This window comes from Halobacillus salinus (assembly GCF_004684905.1).
GTDB lineage: Bacteria > Bacillota > Bacilli > Bacillales > Halobacillaceae > Halobacillus > Halobacillus salinus.
Map to the genome: position 1 here is coordinate 119,355 of NZ_SRJC01000005.1, position 25,007 is coordinate 144,361.

The following is a 25,007-nucleotide window of genomic DNA, read 5'->3' on the forward strand; positions in this document are numbered from 1 at the left end:
TATAGAAAAGGTAAGGTGAGCAACGTGTCGCTTAGCAACAAAGAGTATCTATTTATCCCGTTATCCATCCTCGCCCTTGTCATTGGAGCGGCATTCGACAATCAAATCGTCGGACTGGCTATTACGTTGGGCTTTGGTCTGTTTGCTTTATGGAATACCAAAGCAGCGCTGGCCTTTTTGTTTCTGTATTTCCCTGTACGGAATTTCCTCATAGAGTTTAACCCGGCTTTAAAAGGGATAGGGGATATTATCATCCTGTTTTCTCTATTGAAAGTGTTTTATTGGTACCGTAAAGATTGGAAGTCGCTATTCAAGTTCGAATGGTTCGAATATGCTTATTTCGGATTTCTTGCAATCGGTGCAGTCGTTGCGTTCTTCAATGACGTATCGATCACAGCGATTATCTTTCAAATTAGAGCATTCGTCTTATTCTATCTGCTTTACTATATTGTGAAACGAATCAAGGTTTCTCAGGAGGATATCAAGCGTGCCGCATGGCTTGTGTTAATCACATCGATCGCCATCGTCATTCAAGGACTAGTCGAAAAGCTTTCCTTGAGAACCTTGTTCCTTCCTCAATCATGGGTTGATTTAGGGCTTTCGCCGAAGAACGCAGGACGCATCTATGGCTTGGTTGGAAACCCCAACATGTTGGCCGTTTATTTATCCTTTAGCTACCTTGCTATTGTGCACTTGAAAGACCAAATACTCGGTTCCCGTTACATGAAGATTTTCTTGAATATTACCCTTGTTGCCATTATGGGTGTATGGTTCCTGACGTATTCACGAGGAACATACATCGCTCTCGGAGTAGCGATGGTTGTCTATTTGATCATGACGAGAAATTGGCAGCGGTTCGTGCACTGGGCAGTCGTTCTCGTAGCTGGAATCGTCTTAATCGGACTTCCGACGAATATGATCACGGCGTATGTGGAAGGGTCGAACTTCGGAACAGAACAGAAGCAAAAGCGTCAAATTGAAGGATCGAACGAATCCTTGGGTGATCGTTTGCGCGGAACGTTTGATGAAGAAGAATTGGAGTCGAGCCGGGCGTTAGGTCGATTGTATATCGTCAACAAAGGCTTTGATATTTATCAGGACCATCCGATTGTGGGTACTGGATTTGCAACATTTGGAGATTCTGCGACCCTCTCATATGGTTCACCGATTTACGAAGACTATGAAATCGAACGCCGTTTCTATTCGGATAACCAGTACATCCAGATTATCGTACAAACTGGTGCCATCGGGGTTCTATTATTTGCTGTATATTTGCTGCACATGCTTTACAGAACGGCAAAGGAACACAAGAACAACAGTCACTTCTCTTCCGTCATGGTCAGTGTGCTGCTCGGGGCGTTTGCTGCTGGGATGGTGTATAACATTTGGGAGATGGACGTCTTCACCCTGTTCTTCTTCCCGATGCTCGCCTTTCTGTTACATGCACGTACGCTCCACAGTCTGAAAACTGAAGGATATTAGGGGAGATTATATGAGTACTAAACGCATTTGTGTCATTACGAATATGTATCCCGGTCCATTAAGCAAGACATTCGGCGTTTTTGTCCACAATCAAGTGGCTTCACTGCGGGAAAATGGGCATCAAGTCGATGTTGTAGCTATAAATGACCCAAGAATGGGGAAGAAGTATGTCATAAGAAAGTATCTCTCATGGCTGCTTCAATTCCTGTTCACTTTCCTATTTAGACGAGGTAAGTACGACGTCATCCATGCGCACTATGTGTTCCCGAGCGGCATGCTCGCTAGATTGATGAAGAAGTTTTCGAAAGCGAAACTCATCGTCACGGCGCATGGCGGGGACATCGACAGGATGGCCAGAAAGAATGCGTTTATTTTTAACCAGACGAAGCGAGCCTTACAGGAAGCGGATGGTGTTGTGGCTGTCGGGGAACGATTAAAGCAAGACATAGTAGCAGATTTCCGTGTTAAGGAAGATAAAGTTGAAGTCATGAGCATGGGCGTGAACAGAGAGGTCTTTAAGCCTGTGCCAAAGCAGCAGGCGAAGCAGGATTTGAACCTTGATCAAGAAGATTTCCACATTCTCTATGTCGGAAACATTATCAGGGCGAAGGGGATTGCTGAATTGCTGGAAGCATATAAAGGTCTTTCTTCTGAAAAGGTTCAGCTTCATCTGATTGGTGAAGTGAAGGAACCAGCTTTCAAAGAGGAACTAGTGGAGACAGTCGAACGTGATGAAATCAAGGGCGTTCACTTCCGCGACTCTGTACCTCAGAAGCAACTGTCCAGATGGATGTCAGCAGCCGATTTGTTCGTCCTCCCGTCTCATATGGAAGGACTTGGACTGGTAGCTCTCGAAGCGATGGCTTGCCATACACCGGTTGTCGGAACCGACGTAGGTGGTCTATCGGTCGTCTTGGCTGATCAAGCGGGTGAACTAGTACCGCCTAAGGATCCTGAGGCGCTTAAGAATGGTATAATGAACGTGATGCAGAACGAAAAACAACGTAAACTTTATGTGGAGAATGGCGAGGCGGTTGCGTCTCAACATGATCACAAACACTTACTGAAACGTTTGGAAATGTTATACGAGTAGATTGGAGTGACAGATTGTGAAAAAAGATAAAAAACTCATGTTGATTTCCTCAGTCGGGGGTCATTTAACGCAACTTCTCCAATTAAAGCCTCTCTTTTCGAAATATGAGTATCATCTTGTCACTGAGAAAACGGAAATAACTAAAGAAATGAAACACGATCACCCGGTCTCCTTCTTGACGTATGGAGCCCGGAACTATCCAATTAAATACATTTTTAAATTCTCTTTCAATATTATCAAATCCCTTTTTCTATTCTTGAAACATCGTCCGGATGTCATTATTACGACTGGCGCCCACACGGCCGTGCCAATGTGCTACATCGCTAAGTTGTTCCGGAAAAAGGTGATTTACATTGAAAGCTTTGCAAAAACATCGTCACCGAACCTTTCTGGTAAACTGATTTATCCCATTGCAGACTTGTTCGTCGTGCAATGGGAGTCGATGAAGAAAGTCTATCCGAAAGCCGTGAATGGAGGGTCGATCTATTGATACTAGTCGTACTTGGTACACATGAACTCCCTTTTTACAGGTTGCTTGAAGAAGTTGAATCTCTGAAAAAATCAGGTGTCATCAAAGACGAAATCATCGTTCAGAACGGAAACACGGATTATTCTTCTGACGTGATGGAGATGCGTCCGTTCATGTCCTATCCGGAAATGGACAAGCTGTTCGAAGAGGCGTCGCTGGTCATTACGCATGCCGGCACAGGATCTGTCACGACGGCCCTCAAGAAAGGGAAGAAAGTCATTGCCGTTTCCCGTCTGAAAAAATACGGGGAACACAATGATGACCACCAGCTTCAACTTGTCGATGTCTTTGAAGAGAAGGGGCACATCTTGAGTTGGGGAGAAGGTAAAAGTTTGAAAGATGCTATCGAAGCAGTAGAAGACTTCGAGCCGGAGCCATTTGTTTCCGGAAAACAGCAAATGATCGACATGCTGGAAGATTATATCGATAATCTTTAATTCTCTTGGAAAGGAAGTGCCGATGTGAAAGTAAAAAAAGCTATTATTCCAGCGGCAGGCCTCGGAACCCGTTTCTTACCAGCTACGAAAGCCCAGCCGAAAGAAATGCTGCCCGTTGTGGATAAACCGACAATCCAATACATTGTAGAAGAAGCAGTTGAATCCGGAATTGAGGACATTATGATTATTTCCGGCCGTGGAAAGAGAGCGATTGAAGACCATTTCGATAAATCGTATGAACTTGAAGAGAAGCTTGCTCAGAAAGAAAAGTATGACCGTTTGGAAGAAGTCAAGTACATATCTGACTTGGCCAACATCCACTACGTCAGACAGAAGGAACAGCTTGGTCTGGGACATGCGATTCTATGTGCGAGACAGTTCATCGGCAACGAACCGTTTGCCATTCTGTTAGGCGATGACATCGTTTATTCTGATGAACCGTGCTTGAAGCAATTAATCAACGTGTTCGACGAAGAACAGTGCTCGGTTGTTGGCGTTCAGACGGTACCTGATGAGAAGGTGCCGAGCTATGGTATCGTTTCTCCTAAGGGATACGCTGAAGGTGGTTCGACAGAAGTAGAAGACTTAGTCGAGAAGCCTGATTTAGAAGATGCGCCATCTAACCTGGCGATCATGGGACGCTACGTATTGACCCCTGAAATCTTTGATATCCTCGAGTCTCTTCCACCTGGAGCAGGGAATGAGATTCAATTGACGGATGCAATCAAAGAGTTGCTGCACAATCAGAAAGTTCTTGCCCACGAATTCCAAGGGCATCGCTATGATATCGGGAACAAGCTAGGATTGATTGACGCTACGCTCGATTTTGCACTCCGTAGAGATGATCTTCGAGAAGAAGTTCTGCGTTTGCTAAGCGATAAACTGGAAAGAGCCTAAATTTCCCTTTTACGCTGTAAAGCAAGTCAACAAGTGTTACAATGACCTCAAGAATCCTTGTGGGATCTAGATATAATATTTACTCAAAATAGAAAACATAATGTAATGGAGGTTCTATCGTATGACGAATTTAAAACAACAAACCATTTCTGCACACGGTGGCGAACTGATCAACCGCGTTGATGAGTCAGCAAAGCAAAAAGCAGAATCGTTAAAGCAACTTACCGTTTCTAACTGGGCTGTATCTGACCTGGAATTGATCGGTATCGGTGGCTTCAGCCCACTACAAGGTTTCATGAGCGAGAAAGATTATACACGCGTCGTGGAAGAACTTCGCCTAGCTGACGGAACGGTTTGGAGTATTCCGATCACGCTTCCTGTAACAGAAGAAGAAGCGGAGACAGTACAAGTCGGTGAAGAAGTAGCGCTTAAAGGTGAAGACGGTATTACTTACGGTATCATCGAAGTACAAGAGAAATACCGTTACGATAAAGAGAAAGAAGCACAAAACGTCTATGGAACAACAGACGAGGCACACCCTGGTGTGAAGAAAGTATTCGAAAAAGGCAACGTCTACCTTGGCGGACCGATTACACTAGTCAATCGTCCAAGCCACGGTCAATTCGAAGATTATTACCTAGATCCAGCAGAGACGCGTCAGCTGTTCGCGGACCTTGGTTGGAAGACAGTTGTCGGTTTCCAAACACGTAACCCGGTTCACCGTGCACACGAGCACATCCAGAAGACAGCCCTAGAAGCAGTCGACGGTCTATTGTTGAATCCGTTGGTAGGGGAAACGAAGTCTGATGATATCCCTGCTGATGTCCGTATGGAGAGTTACGAAACAATTCTGAAGAACTATTACGTAGATGATCGTGTACGTCTTGTCATTTATCCAGCTGCGATGCGTTATGCGGGACCACGTGAGGCGATCCTTCACGCGACAGTACGTAAGAACTACGGTTGCACGCACTTTATCGTCGGTCGTGACCATGCTGGTGTAGGCGACTACTACGGCACTTACGATGCACAGGAACTTATCAGTCAGTACGAAGATGAACTTGGTATCGGTATCTTCAAGTTCGAGCACGCTTTCTACTGCACCGTTTGTGAGAACATGGCTTCTGCAAAGACATGCCCTCACGATAAAGAAAACCACGTTCACTTAAGTGGTACGAAAGTCCGTGAACTTCTACGTAACGGCGAGCGTCCACCGAAAGAATTCTCTCGTCCTGAGGTAGCGGATGTTCTGATCAAAGGAATGAAGAACTAAAGGCAGGAGCCACTCATGACATTCGAGATGTTTTTAGTCATCTTTATTATCTTACTGATGCTGGTCGGGTTATTTTTTGAAATTGCCCGGCCAGATCTTTTAGTATTCTTTGCTTTGTTTTTATTCATCATGCTCGGCGTCGTCTCCACAGAGGAGGCGCTTGTCGGCTTTTCCAATGAGGGCGTCTTTACGATTGCTCTCCTTTTCATTATTGCGAGTGTGTTTGAACGGAGTGGACTGGTAGAACGGTTCATTACGTATTTCCTCAGAAAAGCGAAGTCGAACCGTGGTGCACTCTCAAGGTTACTCGTTCCGATTTCCGTCTTGTCGGCTTTTCTCAACAATACGCCGATTGTAGCAACATTGACGCCGATTGTGCGTAAGTGGGCATCAGACCATGACGTATCACCGTCTAAATTTTTGATTCCGATTTCGTATGCATCGATTCTCGGCGGAACGATTACGTTGATGGGTACATCGACGAACTTGGTGATTCATGGCCTATTGCTAGACAACGGCTTAGCAGGTTTCTCCTTCTTCGAGCTAGCTATCGTCGGTCTCCCAATTACATGTTTGGGGCTCCTATATCTAGTGCTGGCAGGGCCGAAAGTGCTCCCAGATCATAGAAGTTTAATTGAAAAGGTTAATGAGAATACGAAGGATTATTTGAGTGAACTGGTCGTTCAATCAGATTTTCCGTATATCGGCAAGACGATTGAAGAAGCCTCACTTCGTAACCTCAAAGGACTTTATTTAATTGAAATCTTCCGAGAAGGAGATTTGATTAGCCCAGTCACACCGGAAACTGTTATTCACGATGGAGATCGTCTTATCTTTACAGGTATGATTTCCACGATAGCAGAACTGCAGAACCGTAAAGGTTTGATGCTGGATACAGGAACAGATTTGTCGCTTGAGAAGTTGAAGAACAAACGGAATTCTGTACAAGAAGTAGTGATATCTTATCAGTCGAACTTAATCGGCAAAACAATCAAGGAAAGTCGCTTCCGTGATCGTTACGATGCCGGAGTACTGGCGGTTCACCGAAATGATGAGCGAGTCGAAGGGAAAATCGGTGATATCAGACCGAAAGCGGGAGATATACTTCTCCTAGTTACAGGGGAAAAATTCAACCGCACTCCTCATGAACATCGCGATTTCTATGTAGCAACACCGATTGAAAGAGAAAATGTATATAAGAACGAGCGGGAGGGTTGGATTTCACTTGGACTTCTGACACTTATGATCGGCTTAGTGACGTTTCAAGTGCTCAGTATTTTCCAAGGGATGGTCATCGCGGTCGGTATCATGTTAATCATGAGAATGATGACTCCGACGGAAGCGAAACAATCCGTCCAGTTCCAAGTCTTACTGCTTATCGCAAGTGCACTTGGTATAGGGAATGTCATCATATTGACTGGCACGGCAGAATGGTTAGCTTCCCGTCTTGTTGATGGTTTAGCACCATTCGGTCTGTTAGCAGTAATAATTGCCGTTTACTTCATGACGAATGCTTTGACGGAGTTGATTACGAATAATGCTGCCGCTGTCATCATGCTGCCGATAGGGCTTGAGGTGGCTGCTAGAAGCGACATGAACCCGATGGGTATTGCGTTGTTAATTGCCGTAGCAGCTTCTGCAAGTTTCCTATCACCAATTGGCTATCAAACGAATCTGATTGTCTATGGTCCAGGTGGTTATCGATTCAAGGACTATGTCAAAGTAGGGTTCCCATTAACCCTCATTGTTATGGCAACAACCGTCTCAATCGTATATTTTTGGGTATTATAGGAGGTTAACAATATGAAATCTACAAATATAACATGGCACGATTCCAAAGTAACGAAAGAAGCTCGTCAGAAACAAAAAGGACACAAGAGCCCTGTCATCTGGTTCACAGGATTATCTGGTTCTGGTAAATCTACTCTTTCCGTAGAAGTAGAAAAAGCACTCTACGAATCCAATATTCACTCTTACCGTTTGGATGGAGACAACGTGCGCCACGGTCTGAACAAGAATCTTGGTTTCAGTCCAGAAGATCGTAAAGAGAACATCCGTCGTATCGGTGAAGTGGCAAATCTGATGAGCGATGCAGGACTTGTAACGTTGACAGCTTTCATTTCTCCATACCGTGAAGACCGCGACGAAGTAAGAGAACTGATGGATGAGAAAGAATTCATCGAAGTGTACGTGAAATGTTCCCTTGAAGAAGCGGAAAAGCGTGATCCGAAAGGCTTGTACAAAAAGGCACGTTCGGGTGAAATCAGTGGTTTCACAGGTATCGATGCTCCGTATGAAGAGCCGAATGCACCAGAATTAGTCGTTGAAACGGACCAACAGACGTTGGAGGAATCCGTAGCATCCGTCATCAACTATCTCCGCGAGAACGACTATATCGATGCCTAAAAGTATCACGTCTGGAGGACTGGACATGCAATTTGTAATTCAAGCAGCTTTAGAAGCGGGACGTAAAATCATGGACATTTACGAAACGGATTTTGAAGTCGAATATAAAGAAGACGAATCTCCACTTACAATTGCCGATCAAACTTCTCATGAAATTATCAAGTCCGTGCTTCAGGAGCACACGCCGGACATTCCGGTTTTGAGTGAAGAAGGGAAGGGCATCGCCTATGAAGACCGCAAGCAGTGGGACCGTTTCTGGCTGGTCGATCCGATTGATGGGACGAAAGAATTCATCAAGAAGAACGGAGAGTTCACGGTTAATATCGCTCTGATAGAGGATGGTCGTCCTACAGCTGGAGTGATCTATGCACCTGCACTAGATGACCTATACGTTGCGGAGACAGGTAAAGGGGCTTATAAAGTTTCTGGCGTTTTGAAAGAAGGGAATCGAAATCCTCAATCACTTCCATTAAAGCAACCCGAAGCTACGAAAGCGAATGTTGTCGCTAGTCGTTCTCACATGTCAGAGGAGACGGAAGCATTCATTTCGACCTTAGGAGAAACCTATGATCAAGTCGATACGATTTCAGCGGGTAGTTCTCTGAAGCTTTGCCTTGTTGCTGAAGGGAAAGCGGACTACTATCCTCGCTTCGCCCCTACTATGGAGTGGGATACCGCTGCCGGACAAGCAATTGTGGAATGTTCGGGAGGCGTAGTGAACACGGTCCTGGATTCAGGGGAAGAAACGGATACGCCACTATCCTATAACAAAGAAATTCTAAAGAATCCTTGGTTACTAGCCAAACGATAATAAAAAAGCCGTACCCTTCTCCGATCGAGAAGGGTACGGCTTTTTTTATGATTGGAAGTATTCGATAGCCATCGCAGCTGTATCCAGTGCCTGCTCCTGTAGATGAGTGATATCTGGCTTTAATTCCATCGAGCGCAAGACGGTTTCTCGTAACGATAGATGGTCCCAGTCTTTTTGATTGATATGACCAGCAGTAGGCTGACGGCAGGCATTAGCAAATGCATCCACTTTCGGATCATAAGAAAGGGCGACGAACGGTGTCTCTGAGACAGCAGCGAACACCAATGCGTGCAGCCGCATCCCAATTAGAAGACGGGAAGAACCAATGGCCTTTTGCTTATCTTCCGTTGATAGAGAGGAGGGAAGGATGATACTTTCACTTCTCATCATGGAAGCGATTCTTGTGGAGCACGTTTCGTCACCCTTCCCGTGCATGGGTACGAATACAATCTCGTATCCGTCGTTAACAAACATGTCCAACGTTCGAGCGAGTTCCTGGAAGCTAGTATGACTATCCGGCCAATCTCTTACGCTTACAGTAATGACATTATCTTTCTTAGGAACATAAGGAGGCATCCAACTAACAACAGGGTCCGGCACAACTTCGATAGGAGAGGAAATGCCGATTTCCTTCAATAAATTAGAAGAAGTTTCGTCGCGAACGGTAAGCTTCACATTCCGTCCAAGCACGAACTTCACAACTTTCCTGCTGATCGTCCGTTGAAAAGGTCCCATTCCTTGCGCATAAACAAACACCGGCTTACCAAAGCATTTAGCAACCTGGATAATGGAGGTGTAATAAAGAAGAGAGTGGAGCCCCGTCACATCTTGCAGCAAGCTCCCACCTCCGCTTAAGAGACCATCCGCTTTCCGGATTGTTCGCAAGACAAGAGATGGCTTCCAACGGTCGACAGCCTCTACCTGATATGTCTTGTTTGTGTGAACAGGATCGGCAGACAACACCGTCAATCGAATGGTAGGATGCAGTTCACGTAGTTGCTCAATGATAGAACGGAGAATCGCTTCATCTCCAGAATTGTGAAATCCGTAATAACCTGATAAGACAAGATGCATGGTTGTTACCTCCTTTTCCATTTCGCAAGGTATGGCTGTATCTCTTTCACTTTGAATAAAACAAGCAGAGCGGCGTACACGACGGCTCCGATGAAAATGGCGCCCGTACTGTAAAGCATCGACTCAAGCCGACTCCATTCATACACATTCACCCAAAGGAGCGGAAGGCCGATAAGTGCCCCCATCATGATACTGCTGATGACTGCTTTCCATCCGTCACCGGTTGAAGGGACGGTGATCGTCCGCTGAATCACGATTCGATTGGCTACATGCAGTAACATAAATAGAACTAACGTCGCTAAGGCGGCTCCGAGGAGTCCAATCGAATAAACACCAATTATGTTCAATCCCGTCTTAAGAAGAGCGGCACCGAATACGATAATCGATGCAATCCAAGGCTTACCGAGTCCTTGAAGGATCCCGGTTCCTAAGATGGAAAACGACATGAAGATAGAGCTGATAACGATGACGGCAAGAACACCACTTTGTTCGGAGTTTGTGAATAACGCTATATTCAATGGAACACTTAAAACAAGCAATCCGATACCCGCTGGCCATGAGAGCAAATGTGTGTAAGTCAGCGCTTTTCGAATCGTCTTGCTAATTTTGTCGTATTGATGGTCGACAAGACGCTTAGATACGGACGGAATCAATGGCAAGACCACCGATGCAGCAAAGACCGTCGCCACTTGCACTAATACAATCCCACGGCCGTATAGTCCGTACAAATATGTAGCATCTTCTTTCCCCTGCACATTCAATACATAAGGAATGGTCAACGAGTCGACTACGTTCATCAAAGCGAGTGTCAATGAACCAAATGCGATTGGTAGGGAAATGGCTAAAATCGTTCGACTTTGATGCCGTAGCTTCTTAAAGGGAAGTCTTCTGATAGAGAAATCAGGAGCCTGCTTCTTGCTCCATAAATAAAAGAACGAAACTAGCACCCCGATGATCGTTCCAGCCATTACTCCGGCGGTTACCGTTTCATATCCAGCATTCATTTGTACTAAGACGTAGGCCACTCCTAAGGAAAGGAAGACTCTTGCGGTTTGTTCCAAAACCTGCGACACCCCAGTTGGAGTCATGTCTTCAAATCCTTGATAATATCCTCTGTAAACAGCCATGAACGGGGCGAGTAATAACGTAAACGATACAATCATGATGGATAGTTTCGCATCAGGCTCTCCGAACAACTTACTAAGAGGCCCACTCAGTAAGAATAGGGTCAACCAACTGAGAATACCGAAGACAATCGCAATCATCCTGGCTGTGTGGAACAGGTCTCTTATCTGTTCTGAGTCTTTATTCTGTCTAGATTCCGCGATAAGCTTCGATAGCGCCACGGGGATACCAGCTACAGATAAGAACAAAGCGATCATATAAAAAGGATAGACCATATTGAATAGCCCGAGAACTTCATCGCCTGCGATATTTTGTAAAGGAATCCGAAAAAATGCCCCTAGTGCCTTAGAAATAAGTGCAGCCAGGGACAATACCAATGTACTTCTAATAAGTTGTCTTCGCGTCATGATGTGCGTTTCAACCTTTTCTTGATGATTTGGACGACGAATCGTGGAAGAGATGTCATTCGGCGCCAGCGCTTCGGCTGACTCAGTAGACGGTACAACCATTCCACATTGTACTTTTGCCAAGAGACAGGTGCACGCTTGACGTCTCCTGCGATGACATCGAGACTTCCTCCGACACACAAGAAAATTCCCTTATCGAAATAATCGATATTCTGAGAAATCCACCTCTCCTGCTTCGGTACACCGAGACCGACGAAGGTCAAATCAGGGTCTGCTTCTTTCACTTTCTTACTTACTGATAAATCGTCCATAGCGAAGTATCCGTCATGAACGCCGACGATTTCGATGTTCGGATAATTGTGGCGGATATTCTCTATCACACGTGTGAGAGCATCCTCGTAAGTTCCTAGTAAGAAAATCTTGTATCCTTTGATATTAGCGATCTCTAACAGGTCAATCATTAGATCGAAACCTGTGACGCGCTCGGGAAGGGGATTGTTGAGAAGCTGTGAGGCTCTTACAATTCCGATTCCGTCTGCAGTAATATAATTCGCTCTATGTAAATGACTCATATAATCCGAATCATCATGGGCTTGCATGACAATCTCGGGATTAGCGGTGATCACAAATGACTTTTCGTTTCGCATGATGTGTTCATCCAGCAGCTTGATCAGCGCCTTATGCTGGACGCATGCAAAGGGAATGCCCATAATGTTAACTTGCTTCATTCGCTGTAAGGCTCCTTTTGTATTTCACTTCTATACACTTGCTAATATACCATAAAAAATGGGATAAACCATATGGTTTATCCCATTTTTCTATCTTGTGACCTAGATTATTTGACAACATCCAATGTTTCTAGCAAAGTTCCGTAAGAACCACCGTGGCTGTAAATGAACGTTTGATCGTGGTCATTGTCCAAGATGTTCTTAGGTACGATGCGGTACCATGTGCCATCTGCTTTCACTTCATCAAGTGCAGCAACAGTAGCACCGGTTTCTAGTCTATAAAGCTTCGTATCGGCATCGACTTTCGCAGCGGAGCGGACATTCGTCCCTTGCAGCGTAACAGCCAATGGATATTTGCCCAATTCTTGTTCTACTTTGAATCGGTTGCTCAAGAAGTTGTCCATTTGGTACATGTAGCTTGAAATCTTCTCTCCCCAGTAAGGGTCAGAAGCGTAACGGACGTTCATACCAGTACTCTTGTTTCCAAGGTGAGCACCGTTATAGCGCCAGTCCGATTCGTCGAAGTAGCCAGGTACGATGAATTCTTTCGCAGCATCTAGGATACCGTCTTCGTAGCTGTCGTAAGTGTAAGCATTCTTGAATGGATCGGAATCGACAGCGTTGATACCGAATAGGTTGTTTTTCTTCGTTGCGATGTCACTAGTTCCCCAATTACTTTCTAAGATTGCGTGGGAAAGTAGATACATAGCGTTCGTGCCGTACATTTCTTCTGCTTTCTTGAATGATGCTCCAAGACCTAGAAGTGGACTGTTCGGGCGTTTTTCTTCGATGAAGGCATCAAGTTGTGCTGCCGTGTAATCCGTTTCTGTGTAAAGTGGCATGCGGTTGAAGTATTGATAAGCTGTGCCGACTTTGTTACCACTTGCATCATAGAATGTGCTTCCGTTCCAGCTATAGTACTTGTCTCCTGAATCTAAGAAAGAAGGAGCTTTACCATAAACATAGCTTGATTTGGATTCTGTGATCGGGTTGTAAAGCTTGTGAACTAAGTTACCATTTGAAACGACATAGTGGGAGCGGTCTTCGATTGCGTTCGTAGGAACAAGGTTGACCGTTCCAGGAGCTACGTAACCGACTGTGTCTGCCACTTGGACCTTCACCCAATCTTCTGTCGCTTCTTTGTAATCAAGTTCGATTCCAGATGTGACATAAGTTGCGGAAGAACTCAATGATTCACTTGTGTAGATGGTCGTGAATTTGTTGCTGACAGCTAGGCCGTCGTTGACCCACAGTACATTGTTTCCTTTTAATACGACTTGGTTGCCAGAAGCATTCTTCTTAGCAGCGGAGAACGTGTCGTACTCATCTGCCACTTTGAATCCTCCGTCTTCGTCAATTGTAGCGGTACGATAGGTCACTTTTTCCTCCTTAGGATTGATGACATTCATCATACGCACGATAACACCAGAAGCTTGTGCACGTGTAGTTGGGGCTTTCGGGTCGAAGAAGATGTTATCGTTCGAATCTTTCTTACCAGTCAATACTTCGAGGTTGACGAGGCGTTGAACCGATTCCTTGGCATAGTTTCCGATCTTAGAAGAATCGGAGAAGTTGATGTTTGCTTTCTCAGAAACGACCCCTTTAAGGTCTAAAGCTCTCATCATCATGACTGCCATTTGCTCACGGTTGATTTCTTCACTAGGACGGAACGTGTTGTCCGGGAATCCTGTGATAAGATCGTGGGAACTTCCGGCGTTGACCGCAGGATAGAACCATTGACCAGGTTTAACATCTTTGTAAGATGGAGCGTCGGATATAGCGGCCACAGATAATTCACCTGCTGCTTCCAGCTCAAGGTCCAAGGACCTTACTAGGAAGGCTGTGAATTCTGAGCGTTTGACGGATTTCTGGGGTTTGTATGTACCATCGCCATATCCCTTTAAGATACCTTCATCAATCAGTGTTCTCATTTCATCTTCGAAGAAGTGTCCCGAAATATCATCGGCGGCTTGCACCTGTTTCAGCGGGACAATAGAAGCCAAAATGAGGACTAGACAAAAAATATAGAAATTCTTTTTCATTAGAAAGGCGTCCTCCTTAAGTTTAGTTACATAAAATACTCTACCAAAAAAAATGATAGAATAATAGTCACTATTTGCCAAAAACAATCGAAAAAAGAAGAAATAGGAAAATTCATGATAAATAGGACAATAGTGCAGTGGTAAGCTAGGGATATAATGACTAATTTACAAACCTTTTTCAAAATAGTACGAACGAATCCTTTTTTATGGTTGAAATTCCACGTATAATGTCGATAGTAAGAATAAGAAGTTTAATAGGAAAGGAAGAGTGTCGAAAAATATGTTTAAAGGAAAATGGAGGGTTCTTGCCGTTGCGTTAGTAAGTTTCCTAGCGCTGACCGTCTTGCCTGTGTCCGTTTCAGCAGCTTCTCTATCAGATGTCCCTGATGCTTATGCCGATGAAGTAGAATACTTAATCGACCAAGGTATTGTCACTGGATATACCGATAATACGTTCAAACCTAAGAATAAGGTGACACGTAAAGAAGCAGCCACTATGATCGGAAAAGCTTTGGATTTGAATGGTACGAAGAGGAGTACATCATTCCCAGATGTAAGTAAAAGCCTCTATGCTTCAGGATACATACAGTCTGCGTACGAAAAAGGCGTCATTTCAGGTTACCCTGATAATACTTATAAGCCAGATAACAACATGACGCGTGGTGAAATGGCCTACTTAATTGTCAACGCATTCTCTCTGAATGCGGAAAGTGGAATCAATTATTCAGACGTACCGAATAATACAAGTCTGGAGACAGTCATTGATAAGCTTTCAACAGCTGGGATTGCCGAAGGATATGGGGACGGAACCTACCATCCGAAAGAAGCGATCAGCCGTGAACACTTTGCGGTCCTCGTCGCAAGAGCGATGAACCCGGACTTCAACGTCGATAGCCAATCCGAAGTAATTGCAGAGAAAGTCGTATCTACTGGAGTACTAAATGTACGTTCCGGGCCAAGTACGGACTACAATAAGGTTGGTAAATTGTATGAAGGAAATGTCGTCAAGATTTATAAGTACCAAGGAAGCTGGGCGAAGATCGCTTACAACGGTTCAACCGCCTGGGTACACACGGACTATATTATGGAGAAAAGAGATGAGAATGCTCCACAACTCATAGCAATCGACGCTGGTCATGGTGATCATGACGGCGGAGCTTCTGATAACGGACTAGTTGAGAAAGATGTCAACTTAGCAGTAGCAAGAGAAACACGAGATTACTTGAAACAATTCGGATTGAACGTCATCATGACACGATCTGATGATACATTCCTAGAATTGAACGAGCGTGTGGATTACGCAGTAGATCGTAACGCGGATACGTTCGTCAGTATCCACGCAAATGCTTCTGGATCAGAATATGCAGAAGGTGTTGAAACCTACTATTCTTCCGCTGCATTGAGCGATCGTGCTTACAAGAGTAAGAAGCTGGCTCAATTCATCCAAGACCGTCTTGTAGCGGCTATGGGTTCAAAGGACCGAGGTGTTAAAGAAGCGCCGTTCCGTGTCATTCACGCAACGCCTCTTCCATCTTCACTAGTAGAACTAGGATTTCTGACAAATGACTCGGATGCCTCGAAGCTTGGATCAAGCTATTATCGAGATAAAGCAGGCAAAGCTATTGCTTTAGGCATACGAGACTATTATACTTGGAAACAATCACAGTAAAAAAAGCGGACATTTCGTCCGCTTTTTTATTCTATGGGGAGATGAAAAAAGTGAAGAAATTGATTCCTATTCTCGTTCTCGTTTTCATCTTGGGTCTTCCGGGTATTGCGTTTGCATCAGATCAACAAAAGGTGATCATCAGTTTTGACGGTGCAATTCAACTGGAGGAGCTTCAAGACATCGATTACGAAGTCATCCATGAGTATCCATCCATCCACGCCGTTGCAGTGGAAATCGCACAAGAGGAAATCGATGACGTAGAAGCTCTCAATTCGGTTCAGTACGTGGAGAAGGAACGATCTCTGAAAGTCTCAGTGGAACAATCCAATTGGGGGTACTCAGAAGTAGATGCTGATGTATCAAAGTCACTGGGTCTGACAGGTGAAGGTGTCAAAGTAGCAGTCATCGATACGGGCGTCGACAAAGATCATCCAGATTTGAATATTGCGGGTGGTAAGAACTTTGTGGAAGGAAGTTCCGATTACGATGACCAGAACGGCCACGGTACCCATGTCGCAGGAATCATCAACGCCCAGCCGAATGACATCGGAACCATCGGTGTCGCTCCGGATGCTAAGCTGTATGCAGTGAAAGCATTGGACCAAGGCGGTAAAGGAAACCAGATCGATGTCATCGCAGCCATCCAATGGGCGATTGCCAAAGACATGGATATCATTAATCTCAGCTTCACGTCACCTTATGCATCAGAGGTGACCGTCAATTCGAAAACGTTAGCGGACATCATCAAAGAAGCACACAGTCAAGGAATCTTCGTTGTAGCTGCTTCCGGCAATGATAAGAGTGGAGAGGGGCAGAAGACAGATGACGTCATGTATCCTGGCCGATACGATTTCGTCTACAGTGTCGGATCTGTCGATCAAGATTTAGAGCGCTCTTACTTCTCTTATGGTGGAAAGTCAATTGATTTCGTCGCTCCTGGTGAGCGGATCCGCAGTACGTATGTAGGTGATGAAGGGGAAAGTACATATGGATACTTGAGCGGTACATCCATGTCATCCCCATTCGTAGCAGGATCCATCGCTCTTTATAAAGAGCTTTATCCGAACTACTCATTTAAACAAATTGAAGAATTGTTATTCGACAATGCAAAGGATTTAGGTTCTAAAGGAAACGATTCAAGTTATGGACATGGATTTCTGTTAGCTCCGGCCAGCTATTTCTCGGATGTCGATCGTAAAAGGTGGTATATCGACTATGTGAACCGACTGGCTAAGGACGGCTCCCTAGAAGGGTATCAGGATAAGACATTCCGTCCTACCAATGATATTACGCGTCAGGAAGTCGTTACGGTTGTAGGTAGAACGCTAGGACTCGATGGTACGAAACGTAAAACGAAGTTCGAGGATGTTCCATCTGACTTATACAGCTCAGGTTATGTTGCTTCTGCAACAGACAAAGGCATTATCCAAGGGTATCCGTCAGATAGATTCAAACCTAAACAGTCGATTACTCGCGGAGAAGTAGCTGTCATCATCGAGAATGCATTCGGACCATTCGACAGTAATAAGAAGGCTACGTTCTCTGATGTAGACGCAGATGCTTACTATGCAGATGAGGTATCGGCTCTCGCAGAAGAAGAGATCATAACAGGTTATGCAGACGGCTTATACAAACCAGACCAGCCAATCAAACGCTCGGAACTTGCAGCGGTCTTGTCGAAAGTCTTATATGAGAATTTAAGATAAATAGAGTAAAGCGGAGGGGCAAACCCCTCCGCTTTTTCTATGTGCATATGTGTGTGGTCATTGGGGTGAGCGGTTTAAGTTGGGGACGGTTCTCGTGTTTGAATTTGAAATCCACAAAGTGTAACTTTAATCATTATATATAATAGGAAGAAACTCGGCACACAAAAAAAGAAAGGCGGATATCCGCCTTTCTTTTTAGTATAAAGCTCTGTATAGGAACGCTGAGAATTCACTTCGTTTTGTGTTGTTTTTAGGACGGAACGTATTGTCACCGTAACCGGTTGTAATATCGTTCGCTGCCATTGCTTCAATTTCATCAGCTGACCAGTGATCAGATGGTACGTCTTTGAAGTTAGCTCCAGAACCGCTAAGATTGAAAGCACGTTCGAATACAACAGCAATTTCTTGACGAGTCATAGCTTGTTCAGGTTTGAATGATCCATCATCGTAACCAGTAAGGTAACCTTTGTTTGCCATAGCGTTAACGTACTTAGCTGACCAGTGACCTGAGATATCATTGAATTGGTGGTTGTTCGTAGTGTTCAACCCAAGAGCAACGGACATCATTTTCGCAACTTGACCGCGTGTAACATTGTTATCTGGTTTGAATACATCACCTTGGTAACCGTTGATGATGCTGTCTTTACTCATCTTTTCGATGTAAGATGCAGCCCAGTGACCAGATGGTACATCGTGATACTGTCCAGTTGGTAGTTCAGGATCTGCTGCTTCTGTTTCTACTTGATCAGGAATGACACGCTTCGCTCCGACAAGACGTCCACCCCAGTAACGGTTCGGTGCAATAGAAGCAACGGTTACGTCATCGCGAGGATTTTCAGCTGAAATCATTTTGTTGTTGCCTATGTATATCCCTACATGGCTAATACTGCCGCCATCTGAGTAGTTGAAGAATAATAGATCTCCAGGTTGTAGATTAGAACGGCTGACCGAGTGACCTTGGTGATACTGGGAGCGGGAAGTGCGGTTCAGGTCGATGCCGACTTTACTGAATACATAACGTGTATAACCTGAGCAATCGAATCCTGATGGCGTCGTTCCACCGTATACATAAGGTGCGTCCGAATACTTATATGCAATATCTACTACTTGGTCCCCAACCCCTTGGCCTCCGCCAGCAAAAGATGTAGGTGTAAATAGTAGAAAGACCGTGGCAAATGCAACAACAACTGAAGTAAATTTCCTCATTAACGTAAGTTCCTCCTGTGTAATAATTTCTGTTTTTCAATCTGTTTAAAATCATATCACACCATAATACGACATGAGTTTACATTTATGTAACAAATAGATTACGAGGGTTTAGAATAGCGTCGCACCGGGAAAAAACGCATTCTATTAAAAGAATATTTCCTCGCATTTCATAGTTTTTACACGAAATATATGAATTTAATGAAAGTAAGAGAATAATAGTGCCAAATAGAAGGTAGTGCGTTATAATTTTCCATAGAATGTATGTTATCCGACAATTTTTTTATTTCGTCTGCCTAGTAGTATGATAAAATGGAATTTGTGAGCTTTCATATATTTTGTAGTTTTGAATACTTTACATTACAAAATACGACATCTAAGTAAGAGCATATTATAAGTTTGTATATTTGGAGTGAATAGAGATATGAGTAGAGTAGAAAAGAGAAAAAAGAAAAAACGCGGTCGTTGGTGGAAGATTCTGTTATTGATTGTCCTAGTAATCGGTGGAGCAACGCTTGCTTACGGGTTCTCGGTTTATAGTGGTGCTAAGCAGACTGTCAATAAAGAAATGCATGAGCAAGTATCCTCTATAGATGTAACCCAAACGAAAGCAAAGATCGACAAGAGAGAACCGCTTAACATCCTCTTGATGGGGGTAGATGAGCGTGATGGGGACGTCGGTCGTTCTGATGCTTTAATGGTCATGACCGTTGACCCTGAGAATGAACGCAGTCAGTTGATCAGTATTCCACGGGATACCCGTACAGAAATGGTAGGGAACGACCCTCAATCTGGTAACTTGGATAAGATCAACCACGCCTATGCCTTCGGGGGCACGGATATGGCTGTTCAAACAGTAGAGAACTTCCTAGATATCGAACTCGACTATTATGCGAAGGTCAATATGGAAGGGTTAGCCGATATGGTCGATGCCTTAGGTGGAATCACTGTCACAAACGACTTCCAATGGTCCCGTGCCGGTTTTAACTTCCCTGAAGGTGAATTGACGCTTAACGGAGAAGAGACGATGCAATTCGTCCGAATGAGGAAACAAGACCCTAAAGGAGATCTAGGACGTAACGGGCGTCAACGTGAAGCTATTCAAGGCATCATGGAAAAAGGCGCGAACATCGGTGCCGTGAATAAAATCGGAGATATTATGAACGTTCTCGGAAGTAACGTGAAAACAAACATGGACTTCGAAACGATGAGAAATCTTGCTCTCAACTACAGCGATGCTAGAAAGAGTATGACAACGTATCAGATGTCCGGTTCGGGAACGAAAATCGGTGGAATCTATTACTTGCAAATTCCTGAACAAGAAGTCAATGATGTCCATAAGATGATCACTGACTATAACTCTTAAACAAAAAGCCTGGAACTGTTATCGTTCCAGGCTTTTTTGCAACCTATCTCCAACCTAATGAACTAATCCGTTCGAATGAGATTTACATGATTAGTAGAATTACACCATGAATAGTGCTATGATTCTTCCGTAAAACTATTCAATAGGGAGTCAAACCATATGAATGAACAAATCAAAAAACAAAATTTCTTTGAAGAGATACCTTTTGTCAGGGCAATTGCCTGTATGCTCGTCGTTCTCGTGCATACGTCCGCTCGGAACTATGATGTCGATCACTTTATCAGCGACATCGGCATGTATTTCAACCAAATAGCGAGACTAGGTACACCGATATTCGCTGTCATAAGTGCCTTTTTACTAACCAGTTCTGTCATCAAAAGAGGGTTCTCACTGAAGAAATTCGTTACCTCCAGAGCAGTGAAGATTCTGTCTCCATATATCATTTGGTCGTTCGTCTACCTTGCTTATAACAAAATCATTTTGGGTGCTGAGGTCTTTCCGAACTGGAAGCAGACGCTTGACTATTTCCTGCTAGGAGATGCCAGAACCCACTTATATTTCATCGTAACGGTTATCCACTTTTACATTCTGTTTCCGTTCCTTCAGTTGATACGGAACCGAATGGCATTGATTGTGCTATTTCTATTGAGCACCGTCTTGAACTATTTCTGGTTGAAAGATATGTATCCTGATTTAAGCGTCATCTTCGGCGAGTGGACCTATATCATCACGAACCGTTCGTTCATCTTCAACTGGATCAGCTTCTTCATGTTCGGCATGGTACTTGCTTACTTCTGGAAAGACGTACTGAAATTGATCAAGAAATACGAATGGATTGTGTATGGAATGGCTTTCGTCCTATTCATTTTCGTATTCATGGAAATCCAACCAGGTGTCGTACTCAGTTCTTCAAGAGTCGAGAACCTATTCTATATCCCAGTGTTTGTGATTTTCCTACTCTTGGTATCGACATATGTCATCAAGCAGCCGATGTTGTTCAAACCGTTCAAGTTGATTGGTGACTACTCAATGGGAATTTACTTGGTTCACCCGCTCGTCCTGATTTTCATTGAGAAGCTCTTTCCGAATCTTTTCGTAAGAGCGCTTGGCATCTCGACTGCATTCGCACTAGCAATGTTAATTAGTGTTTTGATAATTAGAGGTATATCATTTTTGCCTAAATCGACATTTATCGTACCAATTCCTAAAATTAAGAGATAAAATTGGTATAAATATGCTATAATGGCACTAGTTTTTTTATGAAAGTAGTAAAAGTCGAGGAGGATTTATTTATGAAGATTGCTGTAGCCGGAACCGGTTATGTAGGACTGGTAGCAGGTGTGTGTTTCGCAGAAATGGGACACCAAGTTGTCTGTGTTGATATAGATGAAAAAAAGGTGGAAGTTATGAAGTCTGGAGTCTCCCCTATTTATGAGGAAGGACTTCAGGATTTAATGCGCAAGAACTACGCTGCGGGTCGGATTGATTATACAACGGATTATGCTTCAGCGTACAAAGATGCGGATGCTGTCTTCCTTGGAGTCGGTACACCGGAACTTCCAGACGGTTCAGCTGATTTGTCTTATATTGCGACAGCAGCCAGACAAGTGGCGGAGAACGTTGAAAAAGACTCTCTTGTAGTCGTGAAGTCTACAGTACCAGTTGGTACAAATGACAAAGTAGATCAATTCATCCAAGACTTCTTAGTTCACGACGTTCATGTCGAAGTGGCTTCAAACCCTGAGTTCCTAGCGCAGGGATCTGCCGTTTACGATACACTCCACGCTGAGCGAGTTATTATCGGTACTGAAACGGCATGGGCAGAAGATCGTTTGAAAGCTATTTACGAGCCTTTCAACCTTCCAATTGTTTCTGTTAACCGTCGTTCGGCAGAAATGATCAAATATGCTTCCAACGATTTCTTAGCATTAAAGATTTCTTATATGAACGACATTGCTAACCTATGTGAATTAGTAGGTGCGGATATTCAGGATGTAGCAGAAGGAATGAGCTATGACGAGCGCATCGGCTCGAAATTCCTTAACGCAGGAATTGGTTTTGGTGGTTCTTGTTTCCCGAAAGATACCAAGGCGTTGGATTACTTGGCTGACCAGAACGGTTACGAACTTCAGACCGTTAAAGCTGCAATTGGTGTCAATACCAAGCAGAAAACCGCATTATTCAGAAAAGCGAGTAATCGTCTGATCACCTTTAGTGGATTGAAAGTCGCTGTGCTCGGGCTCACATTCAAGCCGGGTACAGATGATTTGCGAGAGGCTCCTTCACTAGATAACGTGCCTCTTTTGTTATCGAAAGGTGCCGACATTTATGCCTATGATCCAGTAGGTGCTGACAACTTTGCCAAACTCTATCCGGAGGGTCCAAATGATCGTGGATCCATTACTTATGTAAATGATGTAGAAGAAGCGTTAAAAGATGCGAATGTATGCTTCATCTTTACGGAGTGGGGAGAAGTGAAAGCAATTCAACCGGAACAGTTCAACGAATTGATGCGCACACCACTCGTATTTGATGGACGAAATATTCATCCGATTGAGGAAATGGAGAACAGTGGAGTGGAGTATCATTCCATTGGAAGAAAAACTGTTAAAAGTCAGCTAAGAAGTGGTGTTTCACAATGAGTAACCTACCTTTAGATGTAAATAAAACATACCTAGTTACTGGTGCAGCAGGCTTTATAGGTTTTTATCTATCCAAGAAACTTCTTGATCAAGGGTGCCGAGTTATTGGTCTGGATAATATGAATGAATATTATGATGTGCAGTTGAAGCATGATCGTTTAGACCAACTGACTCCATATGATTCTTTCAAGTTTATAAAAGGGGATTTAGCTGATAAAACGCTAATCGAAAACCTCTTTAAAGAGAATGTGCCGGATATTGTCATCAATCTGGCTGCTCAAGCAGGAGTAAGATACTCTATTGAGAATCCGGATGCATATATGCAGAGCAATGTAATTGGATTCTATAACATCCTAGAAGCTTGTCGCCATTATCCAGTCGACCATCTTGTTTATGCATCGTCCAGTTCTGTTTATGGCGCCAACAAGAAAGTACCATTCGAAGAATCGGACTTTGTAGACCATCCGGTTTCTCTGTATGCTTCGACGAAGAAATCTAATGAGTTGATGGCTCACACGTACAGTCATCTTTATGATATCCCGGCGACAGGGCTACGCTTCTTTACAGTTTATGGCCCGATGGGGCGTCCTGATATGGCCTATTTTGGTTTCACAGACAAGTATTTCGCTGAAGAACCGATAAAGATATTCAACAACGGAGACTTCGAAAATGATTTATATCGCGACTTCACGTACATTGATGATATCGTAATTGGTATTGAGAGGTTATTGAGCACTAAACCGACTGGTGATGTACAGCATGCTGTCTACAATATAGGAAATAACAACCCAGAGAAACTGATGGATTTCATCTTCACTCTGGAAAAAGCCTTATCTACAGCACTTGAGGAAAACATTGAATTTGAGAAAGTGTATGAGCCGATCAAGCCAGGCGATGTTCCTGCAACATACGCATCGACTGATTTGCTTCAAGAGGCTGTTGGCTTCAAACCACAGACATCCATCGAAGAAGGATTGACTAAGTTCGCGAAATGGTATGTGGAGTATTATCAAAAGAAGAATTCTGTAAAAGCATAAATGAACAACATGAAGTCCTCAGTCGTGCCAGCGAATGGGGGCTTTTTTATTAGTTGAATCAGAGAAGATATATTGTTTTTTCAGTGGATGCTTTATAAAATAGAATAGAATGGTTTGATTGCAAGTGAACTTCTATATGGAGGAAGGATGAACAAATTGACATTGTCATACATACAACTAGGCATTATCGCTTATGTTGCATTATTGCACTTGATTATTCTATTGCTGAGCATTCGACATTTTCGACAAGTAAAAAAACTACATGAGAACGTGAATAACTTTAAGAATGAGATACAGCAGGAGAGTTATGACGAGTTTGTTTTCAAACAGAACCGCAACCATGAAACGCTCGTACAGTCATTAAAGAGAGACTGGTCTGAATCTGCTGATGAGTTGAAAGAAGTATTGGAGGGAGTACTGGAAGAAACCTCTATTCCTCAGAATCATTTAGACGAAGACAGCATTGAAGTGAAGAAAGAGCAATGGCTGCGTCTCATTAAATCGAAAAAACTGCAATGGCAAGACAAGTGGGATGCCGTCTTAAGTGCTCTACATAAATATCCCAACCACCGACCGTTTATAGAAGTATTCCGAGAGATTTCTGAAGAAAACTCTATCGATCAAAGGAAACTGGACCAAAGTAAACAGGTGGCAGAGCGATACTTTGAAACCTGCCAGGCCGAAGACTTCCATGATGCCAAGCAATTTTACGAAGAAGTACATACTGAAAAAATTGAGGAGGAACCGTCTGCTCCTCCACAGGAAGAAAAGTGGATTAAACAAATGGAATATATCATCACTAAAATGAAAGAGAAGAACGTCGTCAACCCAGCGCTCTTAAGCCAATTGAAAAAACTGAATGTGCAAATACAAGTAGACGAACTCCAAAACCATCCAGGCCTCATGCTGCGCTACCAGACAGCAATGAAAGAAGTGAAAAGACTCAACGATCTTTCGCGCGCCACTAAAGAGCCGGTGCTCCGATAAATATGAGTCGGAAATTTCCGTCTGGGACGATTCTCATTCTAGAATAATCATTAACTAAGACATACTACCCAAGTATGTCTTTTTTTGTTA

At 43.7% G+C, this 25,007-nt stretch carries 21 protein-coding genes; 16 read left to right on the top strand and 5 right to left on the bottom strand.

Annotated elements, in window-relative coordinates:
* The first annotated feature begins 15 nt into the window (after positions 1-15).
* The 9 genes from E4663_RS16175 (at position 16) to cysQ (ending at position 8,928) form a co-directional block, all read left to right on the top strand.
* On the top strand, positions 16-1,482 hold the full coding sequence (locus E4663_RS16175; RefSeq protein ID WP_135328378.1) for an O-antigen ligase family protein: 1,467 nt from the start codon (positions 16-18) through the stop codon (positions 1,480-1,482).
* A 10-nt stretch (positions 1,483-1,492) separates the two neighbouring features.
* Complete coding sequence (locus E4663_RS16180; RefSeq protein ID WP_135328379.1) at positions 1,493-2,575, top strand: glycosyltransferase; 1,083 nt, start codon at positions 1,493-1,495, stop codon at positions 2,573-2,575.
* Between the two features lie 37 nt (positions 2,576-2,612).
* A complete protein-coding gene (gene pssD / locus E4663_RS16185; protein WP_135328408.1) occupies positions 2,613-3,065 on the top strand; it encodes a PssD/Cps14F family polysaccharide biosynthesis glycosyltransferase in 453 nt (150 codons plus the stop codon).
* The gene (gene pssE, locus E4663_RS16190; RefSeq protein WP_135328380.1) at positions 3,062-3,541 is read left to right on the top strand and encodes a PssE/Cps14G family polysaccharide biosynthesis glycosyltransferase; all 480 of its coding nucleotides are present in this window, start codon (positions 3,062-3,064) and stop codon (positions 3,539-3,541) included. Before pssD ends, pssE begins: the two co-directional genes overlap by 4 nt.
* A 24-nt stretch (positions 3,542-3,565) precedes the next feature.
* Positions 3,566-4,438, top strand: coding sequence for a UTP--glucose-1-phosphate uridylyltransferase GalU (gene galU, locus E4663_RS16195; RefSeq protein ID WP_135328381.1), 873 nt, complete (start codon positions 3,566-3,568; stop codon positions 4,436-4,438).
* 121 nt (positions 4,439-4,559) lie between these two features.
* Entirely contained in the window at positions 4,560-5,711 is a 1,152-nt protein-coding gene (gene sat, locus E4663_RS16200) for a sulfate adenylyltransferase (RefSeq protein ID WP_135328382.1), read from the top strand.
* A gap of 15 nt (positions 5,712-5,726) precedes the next feature.
* A complete protein-coding gene (locus E4663_RS16205; RefSeq protein ID WP_135328383.1) occupies positions 5,727-7,502 on the top strand; it encodes an SLC13 family permease in 1,776 nt (591 codons plus the stop codon).
* Positions 7,503-7,514: 12 nt separating this feature from the next.
* Positions 7,515-8,117, top strand: a complete 603-nt coding sequence (gene cysC, locus E4663_RS16210) for an adenylyl-sulfate kinase (RefSeq protein WP_135328384.1) — start codon at positions 7,515-7,517, stop codon at positions 8,115-8,117.
* Positions 8,118-8,142: 25 nt separating this feature from the next.
* Entirely contained in the window at positions 8,143-8,928 is a 786-nt protein-coding gene (gene cysQ, locus E4663_RS16215; protein WP_135328385.1) for a 3'(2'),5'-bisphosphate nucleotidase CysQ, read from the top strand.
* 45 nt (positions 8,929-8,973) lie between these two features.
* Here cysQ and csaB read toward each other — a convergent pair whose 3' ends face one another.
* From csaB to E4663_RS16235, 4 genes are all read right to left on the bottom strand, one after another.
* The gene (gene csaB, locus E4663_RS16220; protein WP_135328386.1) at positions 8,974-10,002 is read right to left on the bottom strand and encodes a polysaccharide pyruvyl transferase CsaB; all 1,029 of its coding nucleotides are present in this window, start codon (positions 10,000-10,002) and stop codon (positions 8,974-8,976) included.
* A 5-nt stretch (positions 10,003-10,007) separates the two neighbouring features.
* A complete protein-coding gene (locus tag E4663_RS16225) occupies positions 10,008-11,534 on the bottom strand; it encodes a putative polysaccharide biosynthesis protein (protein WP_158290520.1) in 1,527 nt (508 codons plus the stop codon).
* Complete coding sequence (locus E4663_RS16230; protein ID WP_135328388.1) at positions 11,531-12,262, bottom strand: WecB/TagA/CpsF family glycosyltransferase; 732 nt, start codon at positions 12,260-12,262, stop codon at positions 11,531-11,533. Before E4663_RS16230 ends, E4663_RS16225 begins: the two co-directional genes overlap by 4 nt.
* Positions 12,263-12,369: 107 nt before the next feature.
* Positions 12,370-14,304, bottom strand: coding sequence for an S-layer homology domain-containing protein (locus tag E4663_RS16235; protein WP_135328389.1), 1,935 nt, complete (start codon positions 14,302-14,304; stop codon positions 12,370-12,372).
* Between the two features lie 280 nt (positions 14,305-14,584).
* Between E4663_RS16235 and E4663_RS16240 the strand changes: the two genes are divergently transcribed.
* Together E4663_RS16240 and E4663_RS16245 are read left to right on the top strand one after the other, a co-directional pair.
* Positions 14,585-15,973, top strand: coding sequence for an N-acetylmuramoyl-L-alanine amidase (locus E4663_RS16240; protein WP_135328390.1), 1,389 nt, complete (start codon positions 14,585-14,587; stop codon positions 15,971-15,973).
* 50 nt (positions 15,974-16,023) lie between these two features.
* Positions 16,024-17,679, top strand: coding sequence for a S8 family peptidase (locus tag E4663_RS16245; protein WP_158290521.1), 1,656 nt, complete (start codon positions 16,024-16,026; stop codon positions 17,677-17,679).
* A 195-nt stretch (positions 17,680-17,874) separates the two neighbouring features.
* Here E4663_RS16245 and E4663_RS16250 read toward each other — a convergent pair whose 3' ends face one another.
* Complete coding sequence (locus E4663_RS16250) at positions 17,875-18,885, bottom strand: C40 family peptidase (protein ID WP_135328392.1); 1,011 nt, start codon at positions 18,883-18,885, stop codon at positions 17,875-17,877.
* Between the two features lie 424 nt (positions 18,886-19,309).
* On the opposite strand from E4663_RS16250, the gene E4663_RS16255 reads away from it, so the two are divergent.
* From E4663_RS16255 to E4663_RS16275, 5 genes are all read left to right on the top strand, one after another.
* Positions 19,310-20,251, top strand: a complete 942-nt coding sequence (locus E4663_RS16255) for an LCP family glycopolymer transferase (protein WP_135328393.1) — start codon at positions 19,310-19,312, stop codon at positions 20,249-20,251.
* 159 nt (positions 20,252-20,410) lie between these two features.
* Positions 20,411-21,472: an acyltransferase gene (locus tag E4663_RS16260; RefSeq protein WP_135328394.1), complete on the top strand. Its 1,062-nt coding sequence runs from the start codon at positions 20,411-20,413 to the stop codon at positions 21,470-21,472.
* 71 nt (positions 21,473-21,543) lie between these two features.
* The gene (locus E4663_RS16265; protein WP_135328395.1) at positions 21,544-22,893 is read left to right on the top strand and encodes a UDP-glucose dehydrogenase family protein; all 1,350 of its coding nucleotides are present in this window, start codon (positions 21,544-21,546) and stop codon (positions 22,891-22,893) included.
* Positions 22,890-23,930, top strand: a complete 1,041-nt coding sequence (locus E4663_RS16270) for a GDP-mannose 4,6-dehydratase (RefSeq protein ID WP_135328396.1) — start codon at positions 22,890-22,892, stop codon at positions 23,928-23,930. Before E4663_RS16265 ends, E4663_RS16270 begins: the two co-directional genes overlap by 4 nt.
* Positions 23,931-24,077: 147 nt before the next feature.
* Positions 24,078-24,917: a hypothetical protein gene (locus E4663_RS16275; RefSeq protein ID WP_135328397.1), complete on the top strand. Its 840-nt coding sequence runs from the start codon at positions 24,078-24,080 to the stop codon at positions 24,915-24,917.
* Positions 24,918-25,007: the final 90 nt, after the last annotated feature.

What these genes read in the sequence shown, in the direction of transcription:
- E4663_RS16240 (WP_135328390.1), top strand. Translation starts at nt 14,585, where the DNA reads ATGTTTAAAGGAAAATGGAGGGTTCTTGCCGTTGCGTTAGTAAGTTTC.
- pssD (WP_135328408.1), top strand. Translation starts at nt 2,613, where the DNA reads ATGTTGATTTCCTCAGTCGGGGGTCATTTAACGCAACTTCTCCAATTA.
- E4663_RS16180 (WP_135328379.1), top strand. Translation starts at nt 1,493, where the DNA reads ATGAGTACTAAACGCATTTGTGTCATTACGAATATGTATCCCGGTCCA.
- cysQ (WP_135328385.1), top strand. Translation starts at nt 8,143, where the DNA reads ATGCAATTTGTAATTCAAGCAGCTTTAGAAGCGGGACGTAAAATCATG.
- E4663_RS16230 (WP_135328388.1), bottom strand. Translation starts at nt 12,262, where the DNA reads ATGAAGCAAGTTAACATTATGGGCATTCCCTTTGCATGCGTCCAGCAT.
- cysC (WP_135328384.1), top strand. Translation starts at nt 7,515, where the DNA reads ATGAAATCTACAAATATAACATGGCACGATTCCAAAGTAACGAAAGAA.
- E4663_RS16255 (WP_135328393.1), top strand. Translation starts at nt 19,310, where the DNA reads ATGAGTAGAGTAGAAAAGAGAAAAAAGAAAAAACGCGGTCGTTGGTGG.
- E4663_RS16205 (WP_135328383.1), top strand. Translation starts at nt 5,727, where the DNA reads ATGACATTCGAGATGTTTTTAGTCATCTTTATTATCTTACTGATGCTG.
- E4663_RS16235 (WP_135328389.1), bottom strand. Translation starts at nt 14,304, where the DNA reads ATGAAAAAGAATTTCTATATTTTTTGTCTAGTCCTCATTTTGGCTTCT.
- sat (WP_135328382.1), top strand. Translation starts at nt 4,560, where the DNA reads ATGACGAATTTAAAACAACAAACCATTTCTGCACACGGTGGCGAACTG.
- E4663_RS16225 (WP_158290520.1), bottom strand. Translation starts at nt 11,534, where the DNA reads ATGACGCGAAGACAACTTATTAGAAGTACATTGGTATTGTCCCTGGCT.
- E4663_RS16260 (WP_135328394.1), top strand. Translation starts at nt 20,411, where the DNA reads ATGAATGAACAAATCAAAAAACAAAATTTCTTTGAAGAGATACCTTTT.
- E4663_RS16270 (WP_135328396.1), top strand. Translation starts at nt 22,890, where the DNA reads ATGAGTAACCTACCTTTAGATGTAAATAAAACATACCTAGTTACTGGT.
- E4663_RS16265 (WP_135328395.1), top strand. Translation starts at nt 21,544, where the DNA reads ATGAAGATTGCTGTAGCCGGAACCGGTTATGTAGGACTGGTAGCAGGT.
- E4663_RS16250 (WP_135328392.1), bottom strand. Translation starts at nt 18,885, where the DNA reads ATGAGGAAATTTACTTCAGTTGTTGTTGCATTTGCCACGGTCTTTCTA.
- E4663_RS16275 (WP_135328397.1), top strand. Translation starts at nt 24,078, where the DNA reads ATGAACAAATTGACATTGTCATACATACAACTAGGCATTATCGCTTAT.
- csaB (WP_135328386.1), bottom strand. Translation starts at nt 10,002, where the DNA reads ATGCATCTTGTCTTATCAGGTTATTACGGATTTCACAATTCTGGAGAT.